A 21,718-nucleotide genomic window follows, 5' to 3' on the forward strand; every position below is an offset into this window, starting at 1 on the left:
GCAGGTTCCCGTCAGAAAATCCCATGCCTTTGCCATTGATCTACCACGATGACTACAGCCCCGAGTTCCCGGCGGAACACCGCTTCCCCATGGACAAGTTTCGCCTGTTGCGCGACCACCTGGTGAACAGCGGCCTGACGCACGACAGCCAATTGCTGCGCCCGGCGCTGTGCCCGCCAGAGATTCTGGCCCTCGCGCATGACCCTGGGTATATCGAACGCTACATGAGCGGCCAGTTGTGCCGCGAAGACCAACGGCGCCTCGGCCTGCCCTGGAGCGAAGCGTTGGCGCGGCGCACCGTGCGCGCGGTTGGCGGCTCGATACTGGCGGCGGAACAAGCGCTGCAGCACGGCTTGGCCTGCCACCTGGCGGGCGGCACGCACCACGCGCATTACGATTACCCGGCAGGCTTTTGCATCTTTAATGACCTGGCGGTGATCAGCCAGTACCTGCTGGCCAGCGGCCGGGTCAACCGCGTGCTGATCTTCGACTGCGACGTGCACCAGGGCGATGGCACCGCGCGCATCCTCCACGACACGCCGGATGCAATCACCGTGTCGCTGCACTGCGAAAAGAACTTCCCCGCGCGTAAGGCGCAGAGTGATTGGGACATCCCGCTGCCCATGGGCATGGGCGACGCCGATTACCTCAAGGTGGTGGACGACGCGCTCAACTACCTGTTGCCGCTCTACCAGCCCGACCTGGTGCTGTATGACGCCGGTGTAGACGTGCACAAGGATGACGCCCTCGGTTACCTCAAGCTGACAGACGCCGGCGTGGCCGCGCGTGATGAAAGTGTGATGCGCCATTGCCTGGGGCGCGACATCCCGGTGATGGGCGTGATCGGTGGCGGCTACAGCAAAGACCGCCCTGCCCTGGCCCGTCGCCACGGCATCCTGCACCACAGCGCGCAGCGGGTGTGGGCGTCATCAGGTTGTCATTGAACTGTGAAGCTTACCCACAATGCCTGTGGAACGGCCTGTGGATAACTTGAGCGTAAGGCGCTGAGAGCGAACATCCGTATGGCCTGTAGGAAAGTGTACATTTTTTGATCAGGCAGCCAGGCTGTCCTCGGGTAGAATGCTCGGCCTATTCAGCGAACGTAGCCCTGCCCATGCCTCAAACCGCCTCCACACACGTTGCCATCATCGGCGGCGGCCCTGCCGGGCTGATGGCCGCTGAAGTCTTGAGCCAAGCGGGCGTGCGGGTCGACCTGTATGACGGCATGCCGTCGGTGGGGCGCAAGTTCCTGCTGGCCGGTGTCGGCGGCATGAACATCACCCACTCCGAGGCTTACCCGGCGTTTGTGTCGCGCTATGCCGAACGCGCGCCGCACGTGGCACCGTTGTTGCGCGAATTTGGTGCCGAAGCCTTGAGCGAATGGATTCACGGGCTGGGCATTGAAACTTTCGTCGGCACCTCGGGCCGAGTCTTCCCTACCGACATGAAAGCCGCCCCGCTGCTGCGCGCCTGGCTCAAGCGCCTGCGCGACCACGGCGTGGTTATCCACACCCGGCATCGCTGGCTGGGCTGGAATGCCGATGGCGATTTACTTATCCACAGCCCGGACGGTGATAAAACTGTCCACAGCGACGCAGTGTTGCTGGCCTTGGGCGGCGGCAGTTGGTCGCGCTTGGGTTCCGACGGTGCCTGGCTCAGATTGCTGGAGGAAAGAGGCGTGCCGTGTGCGCCACTGCAACCGAGTAATTGTGGCTTTGAGATATCAGCCTGGAGCGAATTGATGGTCAGCAAATTCGCGGGCGCGCCGTTGAAAAACGTCGCCATCGGGTTGGCGGATGACACACCCCGGCTCGGGGAATGTGTGGTCACGGCCAGCGGTATCGAGGGCAGTTTGATCTACGCGCTGTCAGCGCCAATTCGGCAAGCGATCAATCAGCACGGCTCCGCCACCGTGCACATCGACCTGTTGCCGAGCAAACCGCTGGACAAGGTGCAGGCCGCGTTGGCCAAGCCGCGTGGTTCACGCTCGATGAGCAAGCACTTGCACAGCCAATTAGGCCTGGATGGAGTGAAAGCCGCGCTGTTGCGTGAATTGGCGCCTGCGCAACACTTCAATGATCCGGCGCAGTTGGCGGTGAGCATCAAGGCGCTGCCGCTGAACCTGGTGAGGACACGGCCGATGGATGAGGCGATCAGCACGGCAGGCGGGGTGCCGTTCGAGGTGCTGGATGAGCGCTTGATGCTCAAGCCATTGCCGGGGGTGTTTTGTGCGGGGGAAATGCTGGATTGGGAAGCGCCGACCGGCGGGTATTTGCTGACCGGGTGTTTTGCCAGCGGGCGAGCGGCTGGGCGCGGCGTTCTGGAGTGGCTGTCCTTGACCAAGCCAGCCATTGAGGCGGGAAGGAATAGAGCGGCGACTGCCGCCAAACTTGAAAACGCAGAAAAAAGCCGGTGAGCTGTTCGCTGGAGTGAAAGCGCATTTGGCATCGGGCGCTTTTTATCCCGTTTTCCGCGAATACAGGAAATACCTGGATCAAGCAATAACACCTATGCCGGTGCCTCTAGCCAACGCACCGAGACAGGAAAACGCTTGGGTCACCCATTAGCTCAGTGGCCGTTCAGCGTGAGCCATAACGCTCGTTGCGCCAGAGATCAATCGTATAAGGAAAACTGAGGATTTAACCGGTCATAATGTTCCACTTCCTTGCGTAAGAAAGTGTCGTCTTCAGGTAGAGAAACCTTCAACTTTTCTATGTACTCAAAGTGAGCATCAGCACGCGCATAAGGATCGTCGCTCAAACGTTCCTCGGTGGATTTAAACTCACGGCTAAGGGCCAGCCCTTTTGCCTGGCCTTTAAACGTCAACTCATCAAGCATCCTGCCTAACATCTTCTCGTCCTGAGGCGGCACCGACCCACGCTGCCTGTTCAAAGCAATATAATCTTTTAGCGCATTGATCGCTTGCGCAAACTCCCCCTTCGCCTCATGCGTCTTATACTTATTGAAGGCATGGTCCAAACGAACTTCGAACGTCTTCCACGTCTTCGCATCGTTCTCCTTTGCCAGGGTGCTATCAGATTCAACTTTCCCCCATATAACAACCCCGGCAAGCACAACCGCAATAGGAACAACCGCCATAAAAAACCCTCACTGCACGTCCATCGTTAGTTTTCCAGTCTACGACATCAGTGGCAAGCGAACGCGCTAAGTTCCCGATAGGGTCAGGGTGCATAATGACTAGAAATGTCTACACGCGCAGACATAAATAAACTTATATAACTATTAAACTATCGTCGCGACGCTTTATACACGACGAGTAAGCGGCATTGCACCGCTCACTCAGTTCAGCCACGTTTAAGTGATCAACAAAAGCTTACTTCTTCTTACGCGGCCCCGTATTAAAAACAGGCACTTTACGCACAGGTTTAATCGAAGGTTCCACCGGCGACGCTTCCCCGCTGTCCACCCACTTGCCCAAATTGCGCTTACCGCCGCCGCCCGACGTTTTAGGCTTCTTCGGTTTTTTCGGTTTCTTCACCACTTGCCCGCTGGCATCGGTATCTGGCACGCGGTGCTCCGGTTCAAAATCCTGCTCCATGTGCCGGGTCAAGGTCTGACGCGTCAGCATCTCGATGGCCGACAGCATGTTCACCTCATCGGCGCACACCAGCGAGATCGCCTCACCGGTGTTGCCCGCCCGGCCCGTACGGCCGATACGGTGGATGTAATCCTCGGCCACGATCGGCAGGTCAAAGTTGACCACCAGCGGCAGGTCTTCGATGTCCAACCCACGCGCCGCCACGTCGGTGGCCACCAGAATCTGCACATCGCTGGATTTGAAGCGGTCCAGCGCACGTTGGCGGGTCGCTTGTGGCTTGTCGCCGTGGATGCCATCGGCATTGATGCCCAGGCCTTGCAACTTATCCACCAACGCATCCACGCCGTTGCGGGTTTTGGCGAACACCAGCACTTGCTTCCAGCGGCCTTTGCGCATCAGGTGCACAAACAGCTCGGCCTTGCGCTTCTTGTCGACCGGCACCACCCACTGCTTGACGGTGTTGGCGGCCACGTTACGCGGGCTGACTTCGACCGTCAGCGGGTCGTTGAGCATTTGCCCGGCGAGCTGGCGAATTTCATCGGAGAACGTCGCGGAAAACAACAAGGTCTGGCGCTTTTTCGGCAGCATGCGGTAGATGTTCGCCAGCTCCTCGGAGAAACCCAGGTCGAGCATGCGGTCGGCTTCATCCAGCACCAGGGTTTGCAGCTGATTAAGCTTCAGCGCGTTCTGGCGGAACAGGTCGATCAGGCGGCCCGGCGTAGCGACCAAAATGTCGACGCCTTTGCGCAGCTTCATCATCTGCGGGTTGATGCTCACGCCGCCGTACACCGCATACGTGGTCAGCGGCAAGTGTTGTGCGTACTCGGCAACGCTTTGGTGAACCTGCTCGGCCAGCTCGCGGGTCGGGCACAGGATCAGCGCGCGTGCCGAGTTGGCGGCGACTTTCGGCCCTTCCATTGTCAGCAATTGCAGGAGCGGCAGGGCGAAACCAGCGGTCTTGCCGGTGCCGGTTTGGGCCGCAGCCATCAGGTCGCGACCGGCCAGCACCGCCGGAATCGCTTGCGCCTGCACCGGCGTCGGGGTCTGGTAGCCAAGCGTCTCAAGGGCGCGCAGCAAGGGTTCGATCAGGCCAAGAGTGGCGAAAGTCATGTGTTTACCGTAGGAAAAATTCAGCGCAAAGCCGTAATGCGCCGCAGTTTACCTTATTTCCGGCTTGGGCTTGCGCCACTGAGGCAGGCTGATCAACAGCACCGCGCTGATGATCACCAGCATTGCCAGGGATTCTTCCATACCGATGGTTTCGCCGACAAACACAATGCCCAACAACACCGCGACGGCCGGGTTCACGTAGGCGTAGCTGGTCGCGGCGGCCGGGCGCACATGTTTGAGCAAATACATATACGCGTTAAACGCGATGACCGAACCGAACACGGCCAAGTAGGCCAGGGCCAGCCAGCCCTCAAGCGGCGGCATGGCGTGCAAGCGCTCACCGGTCAGCGCACTGCCCAGCAAGAGCATGGCCCCGGCGATGATCATTTCCGCCGCACTGGCCATAGCCCCCGCAGGCAGCGGCAAGTGTTTGCTCCACACCGAGCCGAACGCCCAGGAAGCGGCAGCAAACAGCAACAACATCGCACCGGTCGGGCTCGATTGCAGGTTGGAGCCCAGGTTGAGCATGCCAATGCCGATAATCCCCAGCACCACCCCGGCCCACTCCAGGCGGGTGTTACGTGCCCCCCAGAAATACCCGCACAACAACGTGAACAACGGCACCGTCGCCACCGCCAGCGCGGCCACACCGGAAGCAACCCCCGTGTGTTCGGCCACCGTCACCGCGCCATTACCGAAGGTCAGCAGCAAAATACCGATTTTGGCAGCCGCCTTCCACTGCGTCCAGGTCGGCGCCGGCGCACCGCGCCAGCGTAAAAAGCCATACATCGCCACACCCGCCAGCAGAAAACGAATCCCGCCCAGCATCAGCGGCGGCCAGTACTCCACGCCGATCCGAATCACCAGGTAGGTAGACCCCCAGATCACATACAACGCAAAAAAGGCAGCGATCAACGGCAAGGGAAAACGACGTGGGCCTGGCATTGGGTAGCTCTGCGGCAGAAGAAGGAAGGCTTATTTTAGAAAGGCCGGCCGTTAAACATAAGTTACAAAACCTGTTTAAACCGCCCATACACTTTTCAAAGCATGGTTATGAGCGCTATAAACCGTGCTTTCGAAAGCCACGTATTCCAGGCGCCTTATCATGGACAAATATGACCGCATGCTCCTCAGCGCCCTGCTCGAAGACGGCCGCGCGTCCTTCGCGCAACTCGCGCGCACGGTTAACCTCTCAGCGCCCGCCGTCGCCGAACGCGTGGCCAAGCTTGAGGCCAGCGGCGTGATCACCGGCTATCAGGCCAAGGTCGACCTGTCCAAAGTCGGGTTGCCGATCCAGTGCGTCATTGAAGTGCGCCTGACCAACCACGGCAGCCAGAAGGTGTACGACGCACTGGCCGAAATTCCCGAGCTGACCGAATGCCACCGCGTCACCGGCGACCCCTGCGTGATCATGCAAGCGGCGGTGGGCTCGATGCCGGACCTGGAGAACCTGATCAACCGGATCGCAAAGTTCGGGTTCAGCAAGACCTCGATTATTTTATCCAGCGCGATAGAGCGGCGAGTGCCGTTGGGGCAGTTGGAGGGCAATGGCAAAAATGGGGGCTGATCTACCGCTGGCGGGCGCAGATTCAAAATGTGCGAGGGGCGGTGCGACGTGCGCCCGAGGGCGTCAGTGGCAGCGTCCTACACAGGAATCAGACTCAACCTACTGACTGTTTCGGGAAATCTTAAAAACCCTCCCCAATGCCTGATGTTTCAATGGCCAGCAAGACCGATCCCTTTCATTTGCGGGAAGTTTCCTAGAGAATTCCACGGCCTTGTTTCCGCCGGATTAGGTCGCTAGTCTCGCCCAGTCATCGAGTTTTCGGTGACCGGACGTGCAAGTCCGACCAGTGGATCATGTACAAAAGCCTAACCGTCCTCGTTGAATGTTATGGCAGCTGTGCGCGGGAGGCCTTCGGGCCTGCTGGGTCTTCCGCCCTGGTCTTGCACACCCGCGTATTGCTGCCACCCCAATTCGCGTGCAAGCGAATGGTTGCAGCTTCTTACCTAGTGGAAGGAGTTACAACATGGTCAAAGTTACCCCCGATCCACCCACGTTCCTCAGCCAAGACGCCCTGCTCAATCGTCGAGCCCTCGACTACTACCTCAAAGCCTGCGCCCCCGATGCGCCCAACTTTGTGCTGAATGACAACCTGAGCTTTGAAGATGCCCTCGCCCATGCGGCCGATTTGCTGCATTGCGCGGTGGAGACGACAAATTCGTTGGGTGATGTGGTGAACCCGCAGCAGCGTGCGGTGATGCATTTGGTGGGGATGGCGAAGGAAGTTGTAGATCGAGCGTTGGAGTGTGTGCAGCCTCGATAGGCACCCCATAAATAACTGTGGGAGGGGGCTTGCTCCCGATGGCGGTGGGTCAGATGAACATGAGCTGACTGGCACACTGCCATCGGGAGCAAGCCCCCTCCCACATTTTGATCTCCACATTTGAATCTTCAGTGTTCCTGAGACAGTGCCGTTGCTCAGAACCCGCGGTGCTTCTTCAGGTGCTCATTGATCTTCGCCGCCGGCACTTTCTGCAACGTGCACAGCAGGTCGTGCGACAGTTCACGCAAGCCATGCGTGCCGCGCAGTTGCTGGGCCAGGTGTGCCGTGAGGTTGGCGGCCATCTCGGCATCCGCCATCGCCCGGTGAGCCTTGCCGGTGTGGGGCAGTTGGGCGAAGGTGTTCAGGGTACCAAGCTTGTGGTTCGGCGCTGACGGCATCAACCGGCGCGCCAGCAGCAGCGAACAGGCGAATTTTTGCAGGCGGGTGCGGCGAATCAAGCCCAGCTCGTAATCCCAAAACTTCTGGTCGAACGCGGCGTTGTGCGCCAGCAGCGGCGTCACGCCGACAAACTCATTCACCTCGTTCATCACGCGCTCAGCCGGTGGCGCGCTGCGCAACATCGCGTTGCTGATTCCGGTGAGTTGTTCGATAAAACCCGGCACGCGCACGCCCGCGTTCATCAAGCTCTGGTAGCGGTCCACAATGTGCCCGCGCTCAAGAATGACCACGGCAATTTCCGTGGCCCGGCAGTGGCTGCTCGGCGTGATGCCGGTGGTTTCAAAGTCGATGACCGCTATACGTTCCAAACCTGTTCCAACTCCGTCTGACAATTTATCAAGCCGCAGGGCTTATTTAAGCAACAGCGCGCCTTCGATCGGCACGTAGCGGCTGGCGGCGCGAATCAATGAATTGGCCGTCAGCCCCGGCACGCCGTAGGCAATGGCTTCAACGCCGTGCTTTTGGATGATGCGTTCGAGCAACATGTCAAAATCGCCGTCGCCGGAGGCCAGCACCACTTCGTCGACGTGGTCGGCGGCGTCCATGATGTCGAGGGTGATGCCCACGTCCCAGTCGCCCTTGGCCGAGCCGTCGGCACGCTGAATGTAGGGTTTGAGTTTTACCGTAAAACCCAGGTTGCGCAGGATCTGCTGGAACTGCTGTTGCTTGCTGTCGCCACGGTCGATGGCGTACGCGTACGCCTCGACGATTTGCCCGCGCGAGCTGATGTCAGCCCACAGGGCGGCGTAGTTGAAGTGGCAGCCATAGGCCTGGCGCACGGTGTAGTAGAGGTTTTGTACATCGGCGAACACCGCAATTTTCTTCACCGCACTTCCCCATGGCTGCCGTTTGGACCCCGAACGTGAAGGTCCGCAAAGGCGCCAGTATGCCAGCCATGGGGGAGTTTCCGAGAAAAATCAGCCTGGGGCGACAAAGCGCCCCGGCCGTTGCGTGTGTCAGACGAACGAATCGTCATCGCCGAAGGATGAGGCGTCGTCGGCATAATCGTTATCCGCGAAGCTGTCGGTGTTGCTGCTGCCCCAGTTGTCGTTGCCGGCAAATTTCTGGTCGTCATTGCCCCAGTTGCCTTGGTCGCTGGCGGGTGCCGGCTGCTCGATGATTTCTTCAACGATCTGCGGCTGCTGGTTGTGATGGAACAGGCTGCTGATGCCTTCGGCCAACATCACGCCACCCGCCACGCCGGCAGCGGTTTTCAGGGCGCCACCGAGGAAGCCGCTACCGACCGGCGCTGCGGCTGGCTGCTGATAATTCTGCGGCGGCGCAGCGTAATTCTGTTGCTGGGGCGCAGGTTGGCCGAAAGACGGCCGCGCCGGTTCACGCCAGCCGCCACCTGCCGGGGCCTGCGCGCTCGGTGCCGGTTGGCTGTCACGCGAACCACCGCCAAAGATGCTCGACAGGAACCCGCCGCTGCTTTGCGCCGGTTGCGCCGACTGGGCGCGGGCCTGCTGCAACTCGTCCTGCAGTTGCTGGATCTGCTGCGCCTGCTGCTTGTTCTGCGCGTCGAGGCTTTTGATCGCGTGTTCCTGCACCAGGATCGACTGGGTCATGTAGTACCCGGCGGCGGGTTGGCGAGTCATGTGTTCCTTGATCCGCGCTTCGGCCTGGGCGTCGCGCGGGGCTGAGTCCGTTTCGGCTTGTTGCAACCGTGAAAACAGTCCATCGATCAGGGTTTGCTCTTCGCTGTTCATGGCGACCTCGTTAGATTGCCGGTAGAAATCATTGCCCCGCCTGTGGTCAAGCGGGCTACGCGCTAGTTATGGGGCTGTTACCATTTGTTTCAATGGTCTTTACGCAAGGTTTACGTTTGCTAACGCCAGGGCCTGATCGGTTAAAGTGTGGCCCTTGCTTTCAAGCCTGTGATGACCCTGATGAATCCGTTAGACGTATTGCGCGACTCCTTTCGTTTTACCCGGCACAACCTGGGCGCCATCGTGCAGTTGTGTTTGCCGCTGGTGATTCTCGAAGCCCTGCTGCAACAGGTACTCGACCACACGCTGGGCCCGGATGCATTCCCCGGCTACAGCGTGATGGTGGGCCTGTTGGTGTACCCGCTGTACACCGGCGCGCTGATCGTGTTTCTGGACGCGCGCACCCGTGGCGAGTCGCCGCGTACACAGGCTGTATGGGCCATGGCCCTGGCCCTGTGGCCACGCTTCGCCCTGCTCACGGCCGTGAGTACGCTGCTGATTCTGCTCGGTTTGTCGCTGTATTTTCTGCCAGGCCTGTGGTTGATGGTGGTGCTGGCGTTTGCCGAGTACCTGCTGGTGCTGCGCGGCCTGCCGGCGCTGGAAGCGATGAAGGAGAGTTTTCGCCTGACCCGTGGGCATTTCTGGCGAATCCTGGTGTGCCTGCTGTGTGTAATGGCACCGCTGTGGCTGCTTAAAGGCGCGAGTGTGGCGGCGTATCCCGACCCGTCGCCGCTGCTGAGCGTGGTGATCGACAGCGCCCACAGCTTCCTGCAGTTGTTCACCAGCGTAGTCCTGTTCCGTTTATTCATGTTGATCGGTGGCGATGCCGACGCGCGGTGATATGCTCGCTGCCACCTCTGACACGCTATAAGCCGAGCCGATGACCCGTTTATTGCGCATCACCCTGTTGAGCCTGCTGATTATCGCGGCCCTGCTGATGGTTGTGGTCTATAGCCTGACCTGGCGCCCGGCCGACCAGCAAACCTTGCCCGTGAGCTGCGTCGCGCCGCGTGCGCCGACATTGCTGCCGGGGCAGGCGCTCAAGGTCATGACCTGGAACGTGCAATACCTGGCCGGCAAAAACTACGTGTTCTGGTACGACACCACCGACGGTAAAGGCCCGGACGAGCGGCCCACTGTCGAAGACATGGCTGCCAGCCTGGATGAAGTGGCGCGGGTAATCCGCGACGAACAACCCGACATCCTGCTGCTGCAGGAACTCGACAACAACGCCAAACGCTCGCACTACCAGGACCAGCTGGCCCTGTTGCAAGAACGCCTCGCCGACCTCTACCCGTGCAGCGCCCAAACCTACGACTGGAAAGCCGACCTGGTACCCGACCTGCACATCTTCGGCAGTGTGGGGCGCAAACTGGCGACGCTGAGCCGCTACCAGATCGAACATGCCGAACGCCTGCAACTGCCCGTCGCCTCGACCGACTTCATCAGCCGCCAGTTCCAGCCCAAACCCGCCTTGCTGTTGACCTACCTGCCGTTAAGCGACGGCGGCCAACTGGCGGTGCTCAACACCCGCCTGGATGGCGGTGCGCCTGGGCGCTCAGCGGTACTGGAACAGGTTAAAACCACGGTGAAATTGCTCGATAAATTCGAAGGCCGTGGCACGCCCTGGCTGATCGGCGGCGACTTCAACCTGCTGCCCCTCGGGCAATTCCTGCGCCTGGACGCCAACAAGCGCAGCGCGTATTCGCCGGACAGCGAACTGCACCTGCTCTGGGATAAATACCCGCTGATCCCGAGCAACAACGAATCCAGCGGTATCGACCGGCAGCAGTGGCTGACGCACTTCCCCAACGACCCGAGCCTGGCCGGCCCGGATCGCACGCTGGATTACCTGTTCCACAGCCCGCGTATCAAGCGGGTAGAGGCCAAGGTGCGGCAGGCGGACACATTGCGTATCTCCAACCATTTGCCGGTGATTGCACGGTTCCTGCTGCCTGCTGCGCAGTAAGCACCAGATCGCCAGATCAGCGTGGGAACGATCATGTACCTCTCGGTTTAGCCCGTGCCGTCGCTTCCGCCACCAACGGGTCATCCGGCCAGTAATGCTTTGGGTAACGCCCCTTCAAATCCTTCTTCACCTCGGCATACGTGCTGCGCCAGAAGTTCGCCAGGTCTTGCGTCACCTGCACCGGCCGCCGCGCGGGTGACAACAGGTGCAACTTGACCACTTGGCGGCCGCCGGCAATGCGCGGGGTGTCGGCCAGGCCGAACAATTCCTGCAGGCGCACCGCCAGAATCGGCGGCTGCTCGCTGTAGTCCAAACGCACTGAGGAGCCCGACGGCACTTTCACATGCTGCGGCGCAAGTTCGTCGAGGCGCTGAGGCAGCGGCCAAGGCAACAGGTTGTGCAGAAAACTGGAGATGTCCAGGTTGGCAAAATGGCTGAGGCGCGAGACTTTGCCCAAGTAGGGCATCAGCCAGTGTTCGAGGCTGGCGAGCAAGGCGTTGTCGCTGATGTCGGGCCATTCGCTGGTTTTACCAACATCAAGCTGGCGCAGCAGCATCACTCGGGCTTGCCATTGACGCAGTTCGGGCGTCCAGGGCAGCAGTTCCAGGCCTTTGCGGCGCACCAGGTTGACCAACGCCTGGCTGCGCGCGGCTTCGTCGAGGCCGGTCAGTGGCTCGCGGCTGAGTACCAGTTCGCCGACTTTGCGCTGGCGCTCGGCGCGCAGTACGCCCTCGCGCTCATCCCAGTCCAACTGGTCGACGTTGCGCACTTGCTCGGCGAGTACGCTGTCGAACAGCGCAGGGTCAAAGTCCGCCGCGAGGTAGATGCGTTCTTCGCGCTGGCCCTGCCGACTGCCGAGGTCGGCGATCACCAGCCAGGCTTGTTTCATCAGGCTGTCGGCCTCGGCGAACAGCGCGGCGCGGCCGTTGGCCAGGCGATATTCGGCGCCAGCGGGGCGCCGTTGCTGGGCCACACGGTCTGGGTAGGCCAGCGCCAGCAGCGCGCCGAGCCAGCGCGGGTGGTCGGGGTCGGCCACCGGTTGCGTCGCCTTGCCCCTTAAATAGCCGCGATATTGCCGCGCCAATTGCTTGGCCCGCTGCACCCCACCTTGCGCGCCGCGCGCCCGTTCTTCGCCGGACAGCAGCGCCAACCGGCTGTGCAAATCGGCGCCGCCGCCGCGTAAAATATCGCGCTCACCCAACAGCGCGGCGACATCACAGGCAGTGGCCGCCAGCCCCAAATCCTGACCACGCAGCAGCAAATGCGCGATACGCGGATGCGCCGGCAGCTCGGCCATTTTTTGGCCATGCGCGGTCAAGGTGTGTTCATTTAAAGCACCGAGGCGCACCAGCAAATCCTGCGCCTGTGCATACGCGGCGGTCGGCGGCACGTCCATCCACACCAGTTGCGCAGGCGTGACGCCCCAGCGCGCCAGTTGCAAGGCCAGGCCTGCGAGGTCGGCGGCGAGAATTTCCGCGCTGCCATAGGCGGCCAAGCCTTCGTGTTGGTCCTCGGACCACAGCCGATAACACACGCCCGGTTCCAGGCGCCCTGCCCGACCGGCGCGCTGGGTGGCGCTGGCGCGGGAAATACGCTGAGTGTCGAGGCGGGTCATGCCGCTGCCAGGGTCAAAACGCGGCACCCGCGCCAGCCCGGCGTCGATCACCACGCGCACGCCATTGATGGTCAGGCTGGTCTCGGCGATGTTGGTGGCCAGCACCACTTTACGTTTGCCGGTGGGCGCCGGGTCGATGGCGGCGCGCTGGGCATTCAGGTCGAGTTCGCCGTGCAGCGGGCACAACAACACGTCACTGCGATCACCGAGGGCCTCGGCCAACTGTTGATTAACCCGGCGAATTTCGGCCTGCCCCGGCAGAAACACCAACACGCTGCCGGTCTCGTCATGCAGCGCTTCGAGGACGGTTTGCACCACGCGCGGCTCGATAAATTCACCGGCCTGGTACGGCCGCCCCCAGCGCATCTGCACCGGGAACATGCGCCCTTCGCTGCGCAGGATCGGCGCATTGCCAAGCAACGCGGCAAGGCGTTCGCCTTCAAGGGTGGCCGACATCAGCAGGATTTTCAGCGGCTGTTCATCGCGAAACAAGTCGCGACCGTTGAGGCTGAGGGCCAGCGCCAGGTCGGCGTCGAGGCTGCGCTCGTGGAACTCGTCAAAAATCAGCAAGCCCACGCCCTCCAGCGCCGGGTCATCTTGCAGGCGGCGAGTGAGGATGCCTTCGGTGACCACTTCAATGCGCGTGTTGGGGCCGACTTTGCTGTCGAGGCGAATGCGATAGCCCACGGTTTCGCCAACCTTTTCACCCAGCTCACTGGCCAGGCGTTCGGCGGCGGCACGCGCGGCGAGGCGCCGGGGTTCGAGCATCAGGATGGTTTGCCCCGCCAGCCAGGGCTCGTTCAACAATGCCAACGGTACGCGGGTGGTTTTACCGGCGCCGGGCGGCGCTTCGAGCACGGCTTCATGGCGATTCGCCAAGGCGTCACGCAGGGCGGGTAAAACATCATCGATGGGCAACAAATTCATACTGGCTCCAAAGCAGAGCCGCGAGTATAACGGCGAACTGCCGGACGCCGGTGGTGGTCTCAAAAACACAACTGGCTTGAACTGTGAACCCAGTCAACGGTGGGAGCAGGCTTGCTCGCGATGGCGGCGTGTCATTCACTACAGGTGTTGACTGATACACCGCTATCGCGAGCAAGCCCGCTCCCACACAAGCACATCTCCCAAACCAGCGTGCTTGCACATTTGAACATCGGCGTCTTGTAGACTCGCTGCTTTTAGTCACCCCTTCAGGAGAACTTCCATGCGTATCGCTTCCCGTGTCATCGGCGGTGTTCTCGCCGTTACCCTGCTGAGCCAACTGACGGCCTGCGGTTCGATTTTCTACCCGGACCGCCGTGGCCAGATCGACGGCAAGATCGACCCGGCGATTGCCGTGCTCGATGCCGTAGGCCTGCTGTTCTATGTGATCCCGGGGCTGATCGCGTTCGGCGTCGACTTCGCCACCGGCGCGATCTATTTCGAGCCGGGCAAGACCGCCCAAGTCGCCCCTGAAAAACTCCACGAAGCCATCGGCGCCGACGGCAAGGTCGATAACGCCAAGCTGCAAAGCATCATCCAGAAGGAAACCGGCCGTACCTTGCCGCTGGACGACCCTCGTATGATTCAGTTCAAGGGCAGCGTGCAACAACTTGCTTCCCTGGGCCTGCAACCTGCTGCCTAAGGACCGCCCATGACCACCAGTCCCGAACACGCCAAGCTTTTGCGCCTGGCCACCCGCGCGTCGGTCGGCGTGGCCTGTGCGTTGATCATCACCAAGGCTATCGCGTGGTGGCTCAGCGGCTCGGTGAGCATGCTTGCAGGCTTGACCGACTCACTGCTCGACGGCGTAACGTCGCTGCTGAATTTGCTCGCGGTGCATTACGCGCTGCGCCCAGCCGATGACGATCATCGGTATGGGCATGGCAAGGCGGAATCGCTGTCGGGCATGGCGCAGGCGCTGTTTATCGGCGGCAGTGCGGTGCTGATCGCGTTCCAGGCGTATCAGCGCTTGCAGCACCCGGAGCCGGTGGGCGCGCCATGGCTGAGCATCGGCGTGATCGTGTTTTCACTGGTGCTGACGGTTGCGTTGCTGATGCTGCAACACCGCGTGATCCGCGAAACCGGCTCCAACGCGGTGCGCGCGGACTCGCTGCACTACCGCTCGGACTTGATGCTTAACGGCAGCATTCTGGTGGCGTTGGTGTTGGCGGGTTTTGGCTTCAATCAGGTGGATGCGTGGTTCGGCTTGGGGATTGCCGCCTACATCTTGTGGAGCGCGGTGCAGATAGCCCGCGAAAGCTTCGCGGTGCTGATGGACGAGGAACTGCCGCCGGATGTCAGCCAGCATATGCTGGAGTTGGCGCGTGGCGTGCCGGGTGTGTTGGGTGCGCATGATTTGCGCACGCGTATTTCCGGCAGCCACTGGTTTGTGCAGTTGCACCTGGAACTGCCAGGGGAATTGACGCTGTCAGTCGCCCACGGCATCAGCGACCAAGCCGCCGATGCAATTCACCAAGCCTACCCGCGCGCCGAAGTGCTGGTGCACGCCGACCCTGCCGATAGCGGCAGCCTTTAAGCGGCAAGCGGCAAGCTACAAGCCACAAGCTCAAGCCGTGCGCGGTGAGCTTGAAGCTTGAAGCTTGCAGCTTCGCCCCTGCTTACTGCACTTGGTACCCGCGACTGGTCAGGCAGTTGCCTTGGGCCTGACGGTAGGTTTGCACCACCGCAGGGTCCGGGGCATAGGTCACGGCCTGCGGATCGAAGCCGCTTTGCTGCACCGCCCAGCGATAGCAGTCATAGCCATCCTGCTGCACTTGGGCCGGTGACTGGCCGTTGGCAGGGTAGGCTGTCACGTTATAGCCATTGCCTTGCGGCGCGGGTTGCGGCGCCGGCACTTGCGTCGGCGGCTGCACCACCACGTACTGCTGGGAGCTGCTTTCGTAGGTGTAGTAGGAACCGGCCGCGAGGAAGAACAGCGAACTGCCCACCCACACTTCACGTGCGTAGTCCGGCAGGTATTGCACGCGAATCCCATACGGCGGCGTGACCACTACATACCGCGGGCCTTGCGGGCGATACCAGTAACCGCCCGAGAAGAAGTAATCCTGGCCACGGTAGGGCACGCGGTAATTGCGGTCGGGGAAGCGGTCGACGGTATAGCCAGGGCGATATTGCGGGCCTGCGCCCCAACCATTGCCATGCCCATCAGGGCGGCCCGGCCAGCGGTTGTCGTTCGGGTGCGGGCCGGGGCCATTACCGGCCTGCCAATGTGGGTTGCCGTCATTACGGCGCGGGATGTCCTGATAATAACCCTGGCGCGGTTCCTGAGTTTGCCGAACCGTGTCTGGGCGGCCCTGTATCGGCAGGTTATTCGCCGGTTGCGGCGCAGGCCGAGGCTGCTCGGCACCTGGCGGGCGGCCTTGCCACTGCCCGCCGCCGTGTTGCTGTTGCTCGGCACGCTCAAAATGCTCGTTCTGCGGGCGCGGCGCATTGTTTTCCGGGCGCGCTTGATTGTTCTGCGGGCGCGGCTGGTTATTCTGCGGGCGCGGCTGCTCGTTATCTTGCCGCGGGCCTTGCGGCCCTCTTTCATGCTGACCACCGCCTTCGGAGCGCGGGTCGTCGGCCATCACTTGCGTGCTGATGGCGACCATCAGCACACCTACACCTGCCAAACGCCAGATGCGCTTCATGCTATTCCTCACTGCGGATTAGGGCCCATCGTGTCCGGCCTCAGAGTATGAGACTGGAAAAGCCTGATCAGGTTCTTTGACAGGTTATCAGTCGCGAGGAGTTTTTCTGAAGCCAAAGAAAAAGGGGCGACCCGTCGGCCACCCCTTGAGAATTTCGTCCTTGCTCAACGCTTTTGACGTTGGCTCACCTCACGCCGTCTTGTGAACAGTGTGCAGCCTGGAGGCCGGCCAACCCTGCTTGGGCGGCGGCCGCAGCGGGCCTGATTGGGCGAGCTGCAGTGGACTGTTTGTCCAGGCGGTGATTCTGTTAATAAAGATACCCGCGAGCGCCCGACAGATGATTGCGAAGATTGCGTTAATAAACAGTGCTTGCGCAATTTTTAACCCTTCATGGATAATTCACCGCAATAGTTACGACAAAGGCCAACCCAATGAGCAAGCTTGACCGATACGACCTGAGTATTTTGGCGGAATTGCAGCGTGATGCGAGGATCTCCAACCAGGAGTTGGCCGAACGCATCGGCTTGTCGCCGTCGCCCTGCTCGCGCCGGGTCAAGCAGTTGGAAGACGACGGCTACATTGCGCGCCAAGTCGCTTTGCTTGATCGCAAGATGCTCGGCCTGAGCCTCACCGCCTACGTGCTGATCGGCATGGACCGCCACACTCCCGAGCGTTTCGAGAACTTCGAAGCGGCCATCCGCACCCTGCCCCAAGTGCTGGAATGCAGCCTGGTGACCGGGATGGACGCCGACTACCAGTTGAAAGTGGTGGTGCCGGACATGGATCACTATCAAAAACTGCTGCTCGGTCATCTCACCCGCATTGAAGGCGTGACCAGCGTGCGCTCAAGCTTTGTGCTCAACCAGGTGCTTAACAGCACCGAATTACCGCTGACGCACCTGCGCACCTGACCTCAACCACACTGGCGATCCCTTGTGGGAGCTGGCTTGCCTGCGATAGCGGTGGATCAGCGGCATATTCTTAGCTGACACACCGCTATCGCAGGCAAGCCAGCTCCCACATTTGGATTGCACTTCGATCCAGATCAATAGTGTGCCTGTGACGCTGCTTTATACTTGCCGCCTGCCCTGTCGGAAAAAACACCCCATGGACGCCACCGATCCCGCCGTGTTTGAAGAATGGATGATGACCATTCTGGTCTCCATCCTGATTATCTTCATGGGCTTTATCGTGTGGGACCTGGCAAAAAAATCCAGGGCCGGGCGCTTTGGCTCGTTCATCCTGTTTTTTGTGCTGGGGCTGGGCGTGGCCGCGTTCGTGATCAAGAGCGTGGTGATCGGCCTGATCGAGTCCGGCGCCCTATAGCCGCGCCGGCACTTCCTTCCATTGGCCTTGATCCAGGCCATCGATGGACCAGTCGCCAATTCGCACGCGCACCAAGCGCAAGGTCGGCAAGCCCACCGCCGCCGTCATACGCCGTACCTGGCGGTTTCGCCCTTCACGAATCACCAGTTCCAGCCAGTGCGTCGGCACGCTTTTGCGAAACCGCACCGGTGGGTTGCGCGGCCATAACTCTGGCTCGTCGAGCTGTCGGGCTTCGGCAGGCAAAGTCATGCCGTCGTTAAGTTCTACACCGTCACGCAAGCGTTGCAACTGCGCTTCGCTGGGTTCGCCTTCGACTTGCACCCAGTAGGTTTTCGCCAGTTTGTGCTTGGGGTCGGCAATCCGCGCCTGCAACTGGCCATCGTTGGTCAGCAGCAACAAACCTTCGCTGTCGCGGTCCAGGCGGCCTGCCGGGTAGATACCGGGCATGTCGATGAAATCCTTGAGGGTCGCGCGCCCGCCTTCGTCGCTGAACTGGGTCAGCACGTCGAACGGTTTATTGAACAGCACCAATTTCGGCTCGGCCGGAGGCGCCTTGGCGACACGGCGCGGTGCAGCATTCGCAGGTTTCACGCCAGGGCGGCGCGAATCGGGACGGGTGGGACGGGACATGGCAAAGGAACATCTAACGGTCAGGACCGACAATGCTAGTGGCCTGACCGCTAAATGACCATCCCAACCGCTTAGCGGAACGGCGGTTCGTCGAAGCTGCGCAGTTTGCGCGAGTGCAGCGAGTTGAGTTCGGTGCGCAACAGGTCCACCGCCTCGATGCCGATTTTCAAGTGCTGGCTGACCGCACGCTCATAGAACGCGTTGGCCGAACCCGGCAGCTTGATCTCGCTGTGCAGCGGTTTGTCCGACACACACAACAAGGTGCCGTACGGCACGCGCAAACGGTAGCCTTGCGCCGCGATGGTGCCGCTTTCCATGTCCACCGCCACCGCGCGGGACAGGTTGATCAGCGGCCGCTCCTGCGCCCAACGCAGTTCCCAGTTACGGTCGTCGTAGGTCAATACCGTACCGGTGCGCAGGCGTTTTTTCAGCTCTTCGCCTTTTTCGCCGGTCACGTTGGCAGCCGCCTGTTGCAAGGCCATCTGCACTTCGGCCAGCGCGGGTATCGGGATGTTCGGCGGCACTACGCGGTCGAGAATCCCGTCGCGGCGCATATAGGCGTGGGCCAGTACGTAGTCGCCGATAGTTTGCGATTGGCGCAAGCCGCCGCAGTGGCCGATCATCAGCCAGCAATGTGGGCGCAGCACGGCCAAGTGGTCGGTGATGTTCTTCGCGTTGGACGGGCCGACGCCAATGTTCACCAGGGTCACGCCGTGGCCGTCAGAGGCCTGCAGGTGATAAGCCGGCATTTGATAACGGTGCCACACCACGCCTGCGGCAATCGCCGAGGCTTCGCCGTGGTCCATGCTCTTGTCGATGATCACGTTGCCCGGCAACACCATGCGAATAAAACGCGGGTCGCTGCGCAGTTGCTCCAGGCCATGCACGATGAACTGGTCGACATAACGGTGGTAGTTGGTCAGCAAAATCCACGGCTGCACATGGCGCCAGTCGCTGCCGGTGTAGTGCACCAGGCGGCGCAGGGAAAAGTCCACACGGGCGGCGTCGAACAGCGCGAGCGGCAGCGGGTCGGTGTTTTCCCAGTCATACAGGCCGTCGGCAATGCCATCGGTGGCCGCCGACAGATCAGTGCTGGGGAACACCCGCGCCAGCGTCGCGGCAGTCACGCCGGAGCCTGCGAGTTCGTCGCCTTGCTCCACTACGTACGGGTATGGAATGTTCTGTTGGCTGACGCCCACTTCTACCGTCACGGTGAAGTCGTGCATCAATGGCACCAGTTGCTCCAGCAGGTACTTACGGAATGCCGCAGGATGGGTGACGGTGACGCTGTAGGTTCCCGGCAACTGAACCTTGGCATACGCGCGTGTGGTCTGTGGGACTTCGCCGTGGCAGTGGTAGGTCAGGCGCAGTTCCGGGTAGCGAAACAGCGCGCGTTGTGCGGCGTCGGGTTCGACGCGGTCCTTGAGGTATTGCTTGAGGGCTTGATTGAGCGCGCCGGTGGCCTGCTCATGCAGAGCCGCCAGCCGGTCCACGGCTTCTTCAGCGGTTTGAACGACAACAAAAGCTTCGGTCACGGTAAGCATCCTGTGTTCTGACGTGCAGGCCTTTATCTTGCCTGTATCGCGGCCTCACTGAAACAGCGGAAGTGGAATGCACTTAATAATGTGAGAAGGCCATTGTGGGAGGGGGCTTACCCCCTCCCACATTTTGATCAAGTGGGGTCAGGCGGTGGGTGTGGAGCGGGCGACGATTGCCTCCACGTCCACTCCACGTGGCAAGGTGCCGTAGGCCCGGCCGGATGACTCGCCCAAGCGGCTGGCGATAAACCCGTCGCTGACCGCCGCGTTACCCGCCTCCAGCAACAGCTTGGCCTGCAACGCCACGGCAATGTCCTCGGTCAACTGCCGCGCGCGGTACTGGATAGCCTGAGTGTCCATGAACGCCGACTTGAGTTGCTCGATGTGCCGCGCCAACTGCTTGTCGCCATGCCCGTCACCCAGTTCAACAAATAACGCCTCCAGCACGCCCGGCTCTTTTGACAGCGCCCGCAGCACGTCCAGGCACTGCACATTGCCGGACCCTTCCCACGTGGAGTTCACCGGTGCCTCACGGTAAAGCCGCGGCAGGATGCTGTCTTCGACATACCCCGCGCCGCCCATGCACTCGGCGGCTTCGTTGATCATCGCCGGCGCGCGCTTGCAGATCCAATACTTGCCCACCGCCGTGACCAGCCGAGCGAATTTGGCTTCCTGCTCACTCTCCAGGTGGTCCAGCGCGCGGCCCATGCGCAGGCTCAAGGCGAGCGCCGCCTCGCTTTCCAGCGCCAGGTCGGCCAATACGTTTTGCATCAGCGGCTGCTGACTGAGGATGCGCCCGCCGACCGAGCGATGCGCGCAATGATGGCTGGCCTGGGTCAGCGCCTGGCGCATCAGGGCGCTGGAGCCGACCATGCAGTCGAAGCGGGTCATGGCGACCATTTCGATAATGGTCGGTACGCCACGCCCCTCTTCGCCGATCATCCAGGCCAGGGCGCCACGAAACTCGACTTCGCTGGAGGCGTTGGAGCAGTTACCGAGTTTGTTTTTCAGGCGCTGGATGTAGAACTGGTTGCGCGTGTCATCCGGGCGCTGCCGGGGCAGCAGGAAACACGTCAGGCCTTTGTCGGTCTGCGCCAGGGTGAGAAACGCATCGCACATGGGCGCCGAGCAAAACCACTTGTGCCCCACCAATTCATACGCCTGGCCGGGGCCGCCCGCGCCGACGGGATAGGCGCGGGTGGTGTTGGCGCGCACATCGGTGCCGCCCTGTTTCTCGGTCATGGCCATGCCGATGGTGGCGCCAGCCTTGTGCGCGATGCCGACGTTGCGCGGGTCGTATTCGGTGCCGAGAATTTTCGGCAGCCAGGTCTGTGCCAGGTCTGGTTGCAGGCGCAGTGCCGGCACACAGGCAAAGGTCATGGTCAGCGGGCAGCCGGTGCCGGCATCGGCCTGGCTGTGCAGGTAAGTCATGGCGGCACGGGCCACGTGCGCGCCGGGCTGCGGATGCGCCCACGGCAGCGACGGCAAGCCGTGTTCGACCGCAGTGCGCATCAGCTCGTGGTACGCCGGGTGAAACTCCACCAGGTCGATGCGATGGCCATACCGGTCATGGCTGTTGAACACCGGCTTGTGCTGGTTTGCCAGAAACCCGGCCTGCATCAACGGCCCGCCCGCCAATGCGCCATACGCGTCGATACGCGCCTCGGCCCAGCCAGCGCCAAAGCGGCGCGCCCACGCTTGCAGCGGTACGTCGATGCGGTACAGGTTAATGCCGTCCAGCGACGGCGGCTGATTGGTGACGTCGTGGGTTTCAGCAAACTGGTGCAGGTTCATGACAGGCCTCCTGAAAAGGGCCACGTCGAATGAGGCCCCGGTTCCAG

At 61.4% G+C, this 21,718-nt stretch carries 21 protein-coding genes; 10 read left to right on the forward strand and 11 right to left on the reverse strand.

Annotated features, from left to right (window positions below; all coding sequences use genetic code 11):
- The first annotated feature begins 23 nt into the window (after window positions 1–23).
- Window positions 24–944, forward strand: coding sequence for a histone deacetylase (locus AO240_RS02455; RefSeq protein ID WP_099235035.1), 921 nt, complete (start codon window positions 24–26; stop codon window positions 942–944).
- A 170-nt stretch (window positions 945–1,114) separates the two neighbouring features.
- A complete protein-coding gene (locus AO240_RS02460; protein WP_256585828.1) occupies window positions 1,115–2,416 on the forward strand; it encodes a TIGR03862 family flavoprotein in 1,302 nt (433 codons plus the stop codon).
- Window positions 2,417–2,613: 197 nt separating this feature from the next.
- Here the strand turns inward: AO240_RS02460 and AO240_RS02465 are convergent, their stop codons facing one another.
- The 3 genes from AO240_RS02465 to yedA all read right to left on the reverse strand — a co-directional run bounded on the left by AO240_RS02465 (window position 2,614) and on the right by yedA (window position 5,614).
- On the reverse strand, window positions 2,614–3,099 hold the full coding sequence (locus tag AO240_RS02465) for a hypothetical protein (RefSeq protein WP_099235036.1): 486 nt from the start codon (window positions 3,097–3,099) through the stop codon (window positions 2,614–2,616).
- A gap of 235 nt (window positions 3,100–3,334) precedes the next feature.
- Entirely contained in the window at window positions 3,335–4,669 is a 1,335-nt protein-coding gene (locus AO240_RS02470; RefSeq protein WP_058413865.1) for a DEAD/DEAH box helicase, read from the reverse strand.
- 48 nt (window positions 4,670–4,717) lie between these two features.
- Complete coding sequence (yedA, locus tag AO240_RS02475; protein ID WP_099235037.1) at window positions 4,718–5,614, reverse strand: drug/metabolite exporter YedA; 897 nt, start codon at window positions 5,612–5,614, stop codon at window positions 4,718–4,720.
- A gap of 160 nt (window positions 5,615–5,774) precedes the next feature.
- Here yedA and AO240_RS02480 point away from each other — a divergent pair, with 160 nt between their 5' ends.
- Window positions 5,775–6,236 carry an Lrp/AsnC family transcriptional regulator gene (locus tag AO240_RS02480; RefSeq protein WP_099235038.1) on the forward strand — a complete coding sequence of 154 codons (462 nt, stop codon included), beginning with the start codon at window positions 5,775–5,777 and terminating at the stop codon, window positions 6,234–6,236.
- 463 nt (window positions 6,237–6,699) lie between these two features.
- A complete protein-coding gene (locus AO240_RS02485; RefSeq protein WP_099235039.1) occupies window positions 6,700–6,996 on the forward strand; it encodes a DUF3077 domain-containing protein in 297 nt (98 codons plus the stop codon).
- Window positions 6,997–7,151: 155 nt separating this feature from the next.
- Here AO240_RS02485 and AO240_RS02490 read toward each other — a convergent pair whose 3' ends face one another.
- From AO240_RS02490 to AO240_RS02500, 3 genes are all read right to left on the reverse strand, one after another.
- Window positions 7,152–7,763, reverse strand: a complete 612-nt coding sequence (locus AO240_RS02490; protein ID WP_099235040.1) for a PolC-type DNA polymerase III — start codon at window positions 7,761–7,763, stop codon at window positions 7,152–7,154.
- Between the two features lie 42 nt (window positions 7,764–7,805).
- Window positions 7,806–8,282, reverse strand: a complete 477-nt coding sequence (locus AO240_RS02495) for an NYN domain-containing protein (RefSeq protein ID WP_099235041.1) — start codon at window positions 8,280–8,282, stop codon at window positions 7,806–7,808.
- A gap of 129 nt (window positions 8,283–8,411) precedes the next feature.
- Complete coding sequence (locus AO240_RS02500; RefSeq protein ID WP_099235042.1) at window positions 8,412–9,164, reverse strand: DUF2076 domain-containing protein; 753 nt, start codon at window positions 9,162–9,164, stop codon at window positions 8,412–8,414.
- Window positions 9,165–9,344: 180 nt separating this feature from the next.
- Here AO240_RS02500 and AO240_RS02505 point away from each other — a divergent pair, with 180 nt between their 5' ends.
- Together AO240_RS02505 and AO240_RS02510 are read left to right on the forward strand one after the other, a co-directional pair.
- Window positions 9,345–10,004, forward strand: coding sequence for a YciC family protein (locus tag AO240_RS02505; RefSeq protein WP_099235130.1), 660 nt, complete (start codon window positions 9,345–9,347; stop codon window positions 10,002–10,004).
- 40 nt (window positions 10,005–10,044) lie between these two features.
- Window positions 10,045–11,133: an endonuclease/exonuclease/phosphatase family protein gene (locus tag AO240_RS02510; RefSeq protein ID WP_099235043.1), complete on the forward strand. Its 1,089-nt coding sequence runs from the start codon at window positions 10,045–10,047 to the stop codon at window positions 11,131–11,133.
- 31 nt (window positions 11,134–11,164) lie between these two features.
- On the opposite strand, the gene hrpB is transcribed toward AO240_RS02510, so the two are convergent.
- Window positions 11,165–13,675 (reverse strand): ATP-dependent helicase HrpB, encoded by a 2,511-nt coding sequence (gene hrpB, locus AO240_RS02515; RefSeq protein WP_099235044.1) that lies wholly within the window; start codon window positions 13,673–13,675, stop codon window positions 11,165–11,167.
- 280 nt (window positions 13,676–13,955) lie between these two features.
- Between hrpB and AO240_RS02520 the strand changes: the two genes are divergently transcribed.
- Together AO240_RS02520 and AO240_RS02525 are read left to right on the forward strand one after the other, a co-directional pair.
- Complete coding sequence (locus tag AO240_RS02520) at window positions 13,956–14,375, forward strand: hypothetical protein (protein ID WP_058413854.1); 420 nt, start codon at window positions 13,956–13,958, stop codon at window positions 14,373–14,375.
- A 9-nt stretch (window positions 14,376–14,384) separates the two neighbouring features.
- Window positions 14,385–15,269 carry a cation diffusion facilitator family transporter gene (locus AO240_RS02525; protein ID WP_099235045.1) on the forward strand — a complete coding sequence of 295 codons (885 nt, stop codon included), beginning with the start codon at window positions 14,385–14,387 and terminating at the stop codon, window positions 15,267–15,269.
- An 82-nt stretch (window positions 15,270–15,351) separates the two neighbouring features.
- Here AO240_RS02525 and AO240_RS02530 read toward each other — a convergent pair whose 3' ends face one another.
- The gene (locus AO240_RS02530; protein WP_099235046.1) at window positions 15,352–16,383 is read right to left on the reverse strand and encodes a DUF6515 family protein; all 1,032 of its coding nucleotides are present in this window, start codon (window positions 16,381–16,383) and stop codon (window positions 15,352–15,354) included.
- A 431-nt stretch (window positions 16,384–16,814) separates the two neighbouring features.
- On the opposite strand from AO240_RS02530, the gene AO240_RS02535 reads away from it, so the two are divergent.
- Window positions 16,815–17,294, forward strand: a complete 480-nt coding sequence (locus AO240_RS02535) for an Lrp/AsnC family transcriptional regulator (protein WP_003194418.1) — start codon at window positions 16,815–16,817, stop codon at window positions 17,292–17,294.
- Between the two features lie 196 nt (window positions 17,295–17,490).
- On the forward strand, window positions 17,491–17,709 hold the full coding sequence (locus tag AO240_RS02540) for a DUF2788 domain-containing protein (RefSeq protein ID WP_099235047.1): 219 nt from the start codon (window positions 17,491–17,493) through the stop codon (window positions 17,707–17,709).
- On the opposite strand, the gene AO240_RS02545 is transcribed toward AO240_RS02540, so the two are convergent.
- The 3 genes from AO240_RS02545 to AO240_RS02555 form a co-directional block, all read right to left on the reverse strand.
- Complete coding sequence (locus tag AO240_RS02545) at window positions 17,704–18,339, reverse strand: pseudouridine synthase (protein WP_099235048.1); 636 nt, start codon at window positions 18,337–18,339, stop codon at window positions 17,704–17,706. The two genes, AO240_RS02540 and AO240_RS02545, sit on opposite strands and share 6 nt — an antisense overlap.
- Before the next feature lie 71 nt (window positions 18,340–18,410).
- Window positions 18,411–19,883, reverse strand: coding sequence for an AMP nucleosidase (amn, locus tag AO240_RS02550; RefSeq protein WP_152747946.1), 1,473 nt, complete (start codon window positions 19,881–19,883; stop codon window positions 18,411–18,413).
- 138 nt (window positions 19,884–20,021) lie between these two features.
- Entirely contained in the window at window positions 20,022–21,671 is a 1,650-nt protein-coding gene (locus AO240_RS02555) for an acyl-CoA dehydrogenase family protein (protein ID WP_099235050.1), read from the reverse strand.
- Between the last annotated feature and the right edge of the window lie 47 nt (window positions 21,672–21,718).

The organism is Pseudomonas sp. ICMP 460 (assembly GCF_002723595.1).
GTDB classification, from domain to species: domain Bacteria; phylum Pseudomonadota; class Gammaproteobacteria; order Pseudomonadales; family Pseudomonadaceae; genus Aquipseudomonas; species Aquipseudomonas kitaguniensis.

What these genes read in the sequence shown, in the direction of transcription:
- AO240_RS02455 (WP_099235035.1), top strand. Translation starts at nt 24, where the DNA reads ATGCCTTTGCCATTGATCTACCACGATGACTACAGCCCCGAGTTCCCG.
- AO240_RS02460 (WP_256585828.1), top strand. Translation starts at nt 1,115, where the DNA reads ATGCCTCAAACCGCCTCCACACACGTTGCCATCATCGGCGGCGGCCCT.
- AO240_RS02465 (WP_099235036.1), bottom strand. Translation starts at nt 3,099, where the DNA reads ATGGCGGTTGTTCCTATTGCGGTTGTGCTTGCCGGGGTTGTTATATGG.
- AO240_RS02470 (WP_058413865.1), bottom strand. Translation starts at nt 4,669, where the DNA reads ATGACTTTCGCCACTCTTGGCCTGATCGAACCCTTGCTGCGCGCCCTT.
- yedA (WP_099235037.1), bottom strand. Translation starts at nt 5,614, where the DNA reads ATGCCAGGCCCACGTCGTTTTCCCTTGCCGTTGATCGCTGCCTTTTTT.
- AO240_RS02480 (WP_099235038.1), top strand. Translation starts at nt 5,775, where the DNA reads ATGGACAAATATGACCGCATGCTCCTCAGCGCCCTGCTCGAAGACGGC.
- AO240_RS02485 (WP_099235039.1), top strand. Translation starts at nt 6,700, where the DNA reads ATGGTCAAAGTTACCCCCGATCCACCCACGTTCCTCAGCCAAGACGCC.
- AO240_RS02500 (WP_099235042.1), bottom strand. Translation starts at nt 9,164, where the DNA reads ATGAACAGCGAAGAGCAAACCCTGATCGATGGACTGTTTTCACGGTTG.
- AO240_RS02505 (WP_099235130.1), top strand. Translation starts at nt 9,345, where the DNA reads ATGAATCCGTTAGACGTATTGCGCGACTCCTTTCGTTTTACCCGGCAC.
- AO240_RS02510 (WP_099235043.1), top strand. Translation starts at nt 10,045, where the DNA reads ATGACCCGTTTATTGCGCATCACCCTGTTGAGCCTGCTGATTATCGCG.
- hrpB (WP_099235044.1), bottom strand. Translation starts at nt 13,675, where the DNA reads ATGAATTTGTTGCCCATCGATGATGTTTTACCCGCCCTGCGTGACGCC.
- AO240_RS02520 (WP_058413854.1), top strand. Translation starts at nt 13,956, where the DNA reads ATGCGTATCGCTTCCCGTGTCATCGGCGGTGTTCTCGCCGTTACCCTG.
- AO240_RS02525 (WP_099235045.1), top strand. Translation starts at nt 14,385, where the DNA reads ATGACCACCAGTCCCGAACACGCCAAGCTTTTGCGCCTGGCCACCCGC.
- AO240_RS02530 (WP_099235046.1), bottom strand. Translation starts at nt 16,383, where the DNA reads ATGAAGCGCATCTGGCGTTTGGCAGGTGTAGGTGTGCTGATGGTCGCC.
- AO240_RS02535 (WP_003194418.1), top strand. Translation starts at nt 16,815, where the DNA reads ATGAGCAAGCTTGACCGATACGACCTGAGTATTTTGGCGGAATTGCAG.
- AO240_RS02540 (WP_099235047.1), top strand. Translation starts at nt 17,491, where the DNA reads ATGGACGCCACCGATCCCGCCGTGTTTGAAGAATGGATGATGACCATT.
- AO240_RS02545 (WP_099235048.1), bottom strand. Translation starts at nt 18,339, where the DNA reads ATGTCCCGTCCCACCCGTCCCGATTCGCGCCGCCCTGGCGTGAAACCT.
- amn (WP_152747946.1), bottom strand. Translation starts at nt 19,883, where the DNA reads ATGCTTACCGTGACCGAAGCTTTTGTTGTCGTTCAAACCGCTGAAGAA.
- AO240_RS02555 (WP_099235050.1), bottom strand. Translation starts at nt 21,671, where the DNA reads ATGAACCTGCACCAGTTTGCTGAAACCCACGACGTCACCAATCAGCCG.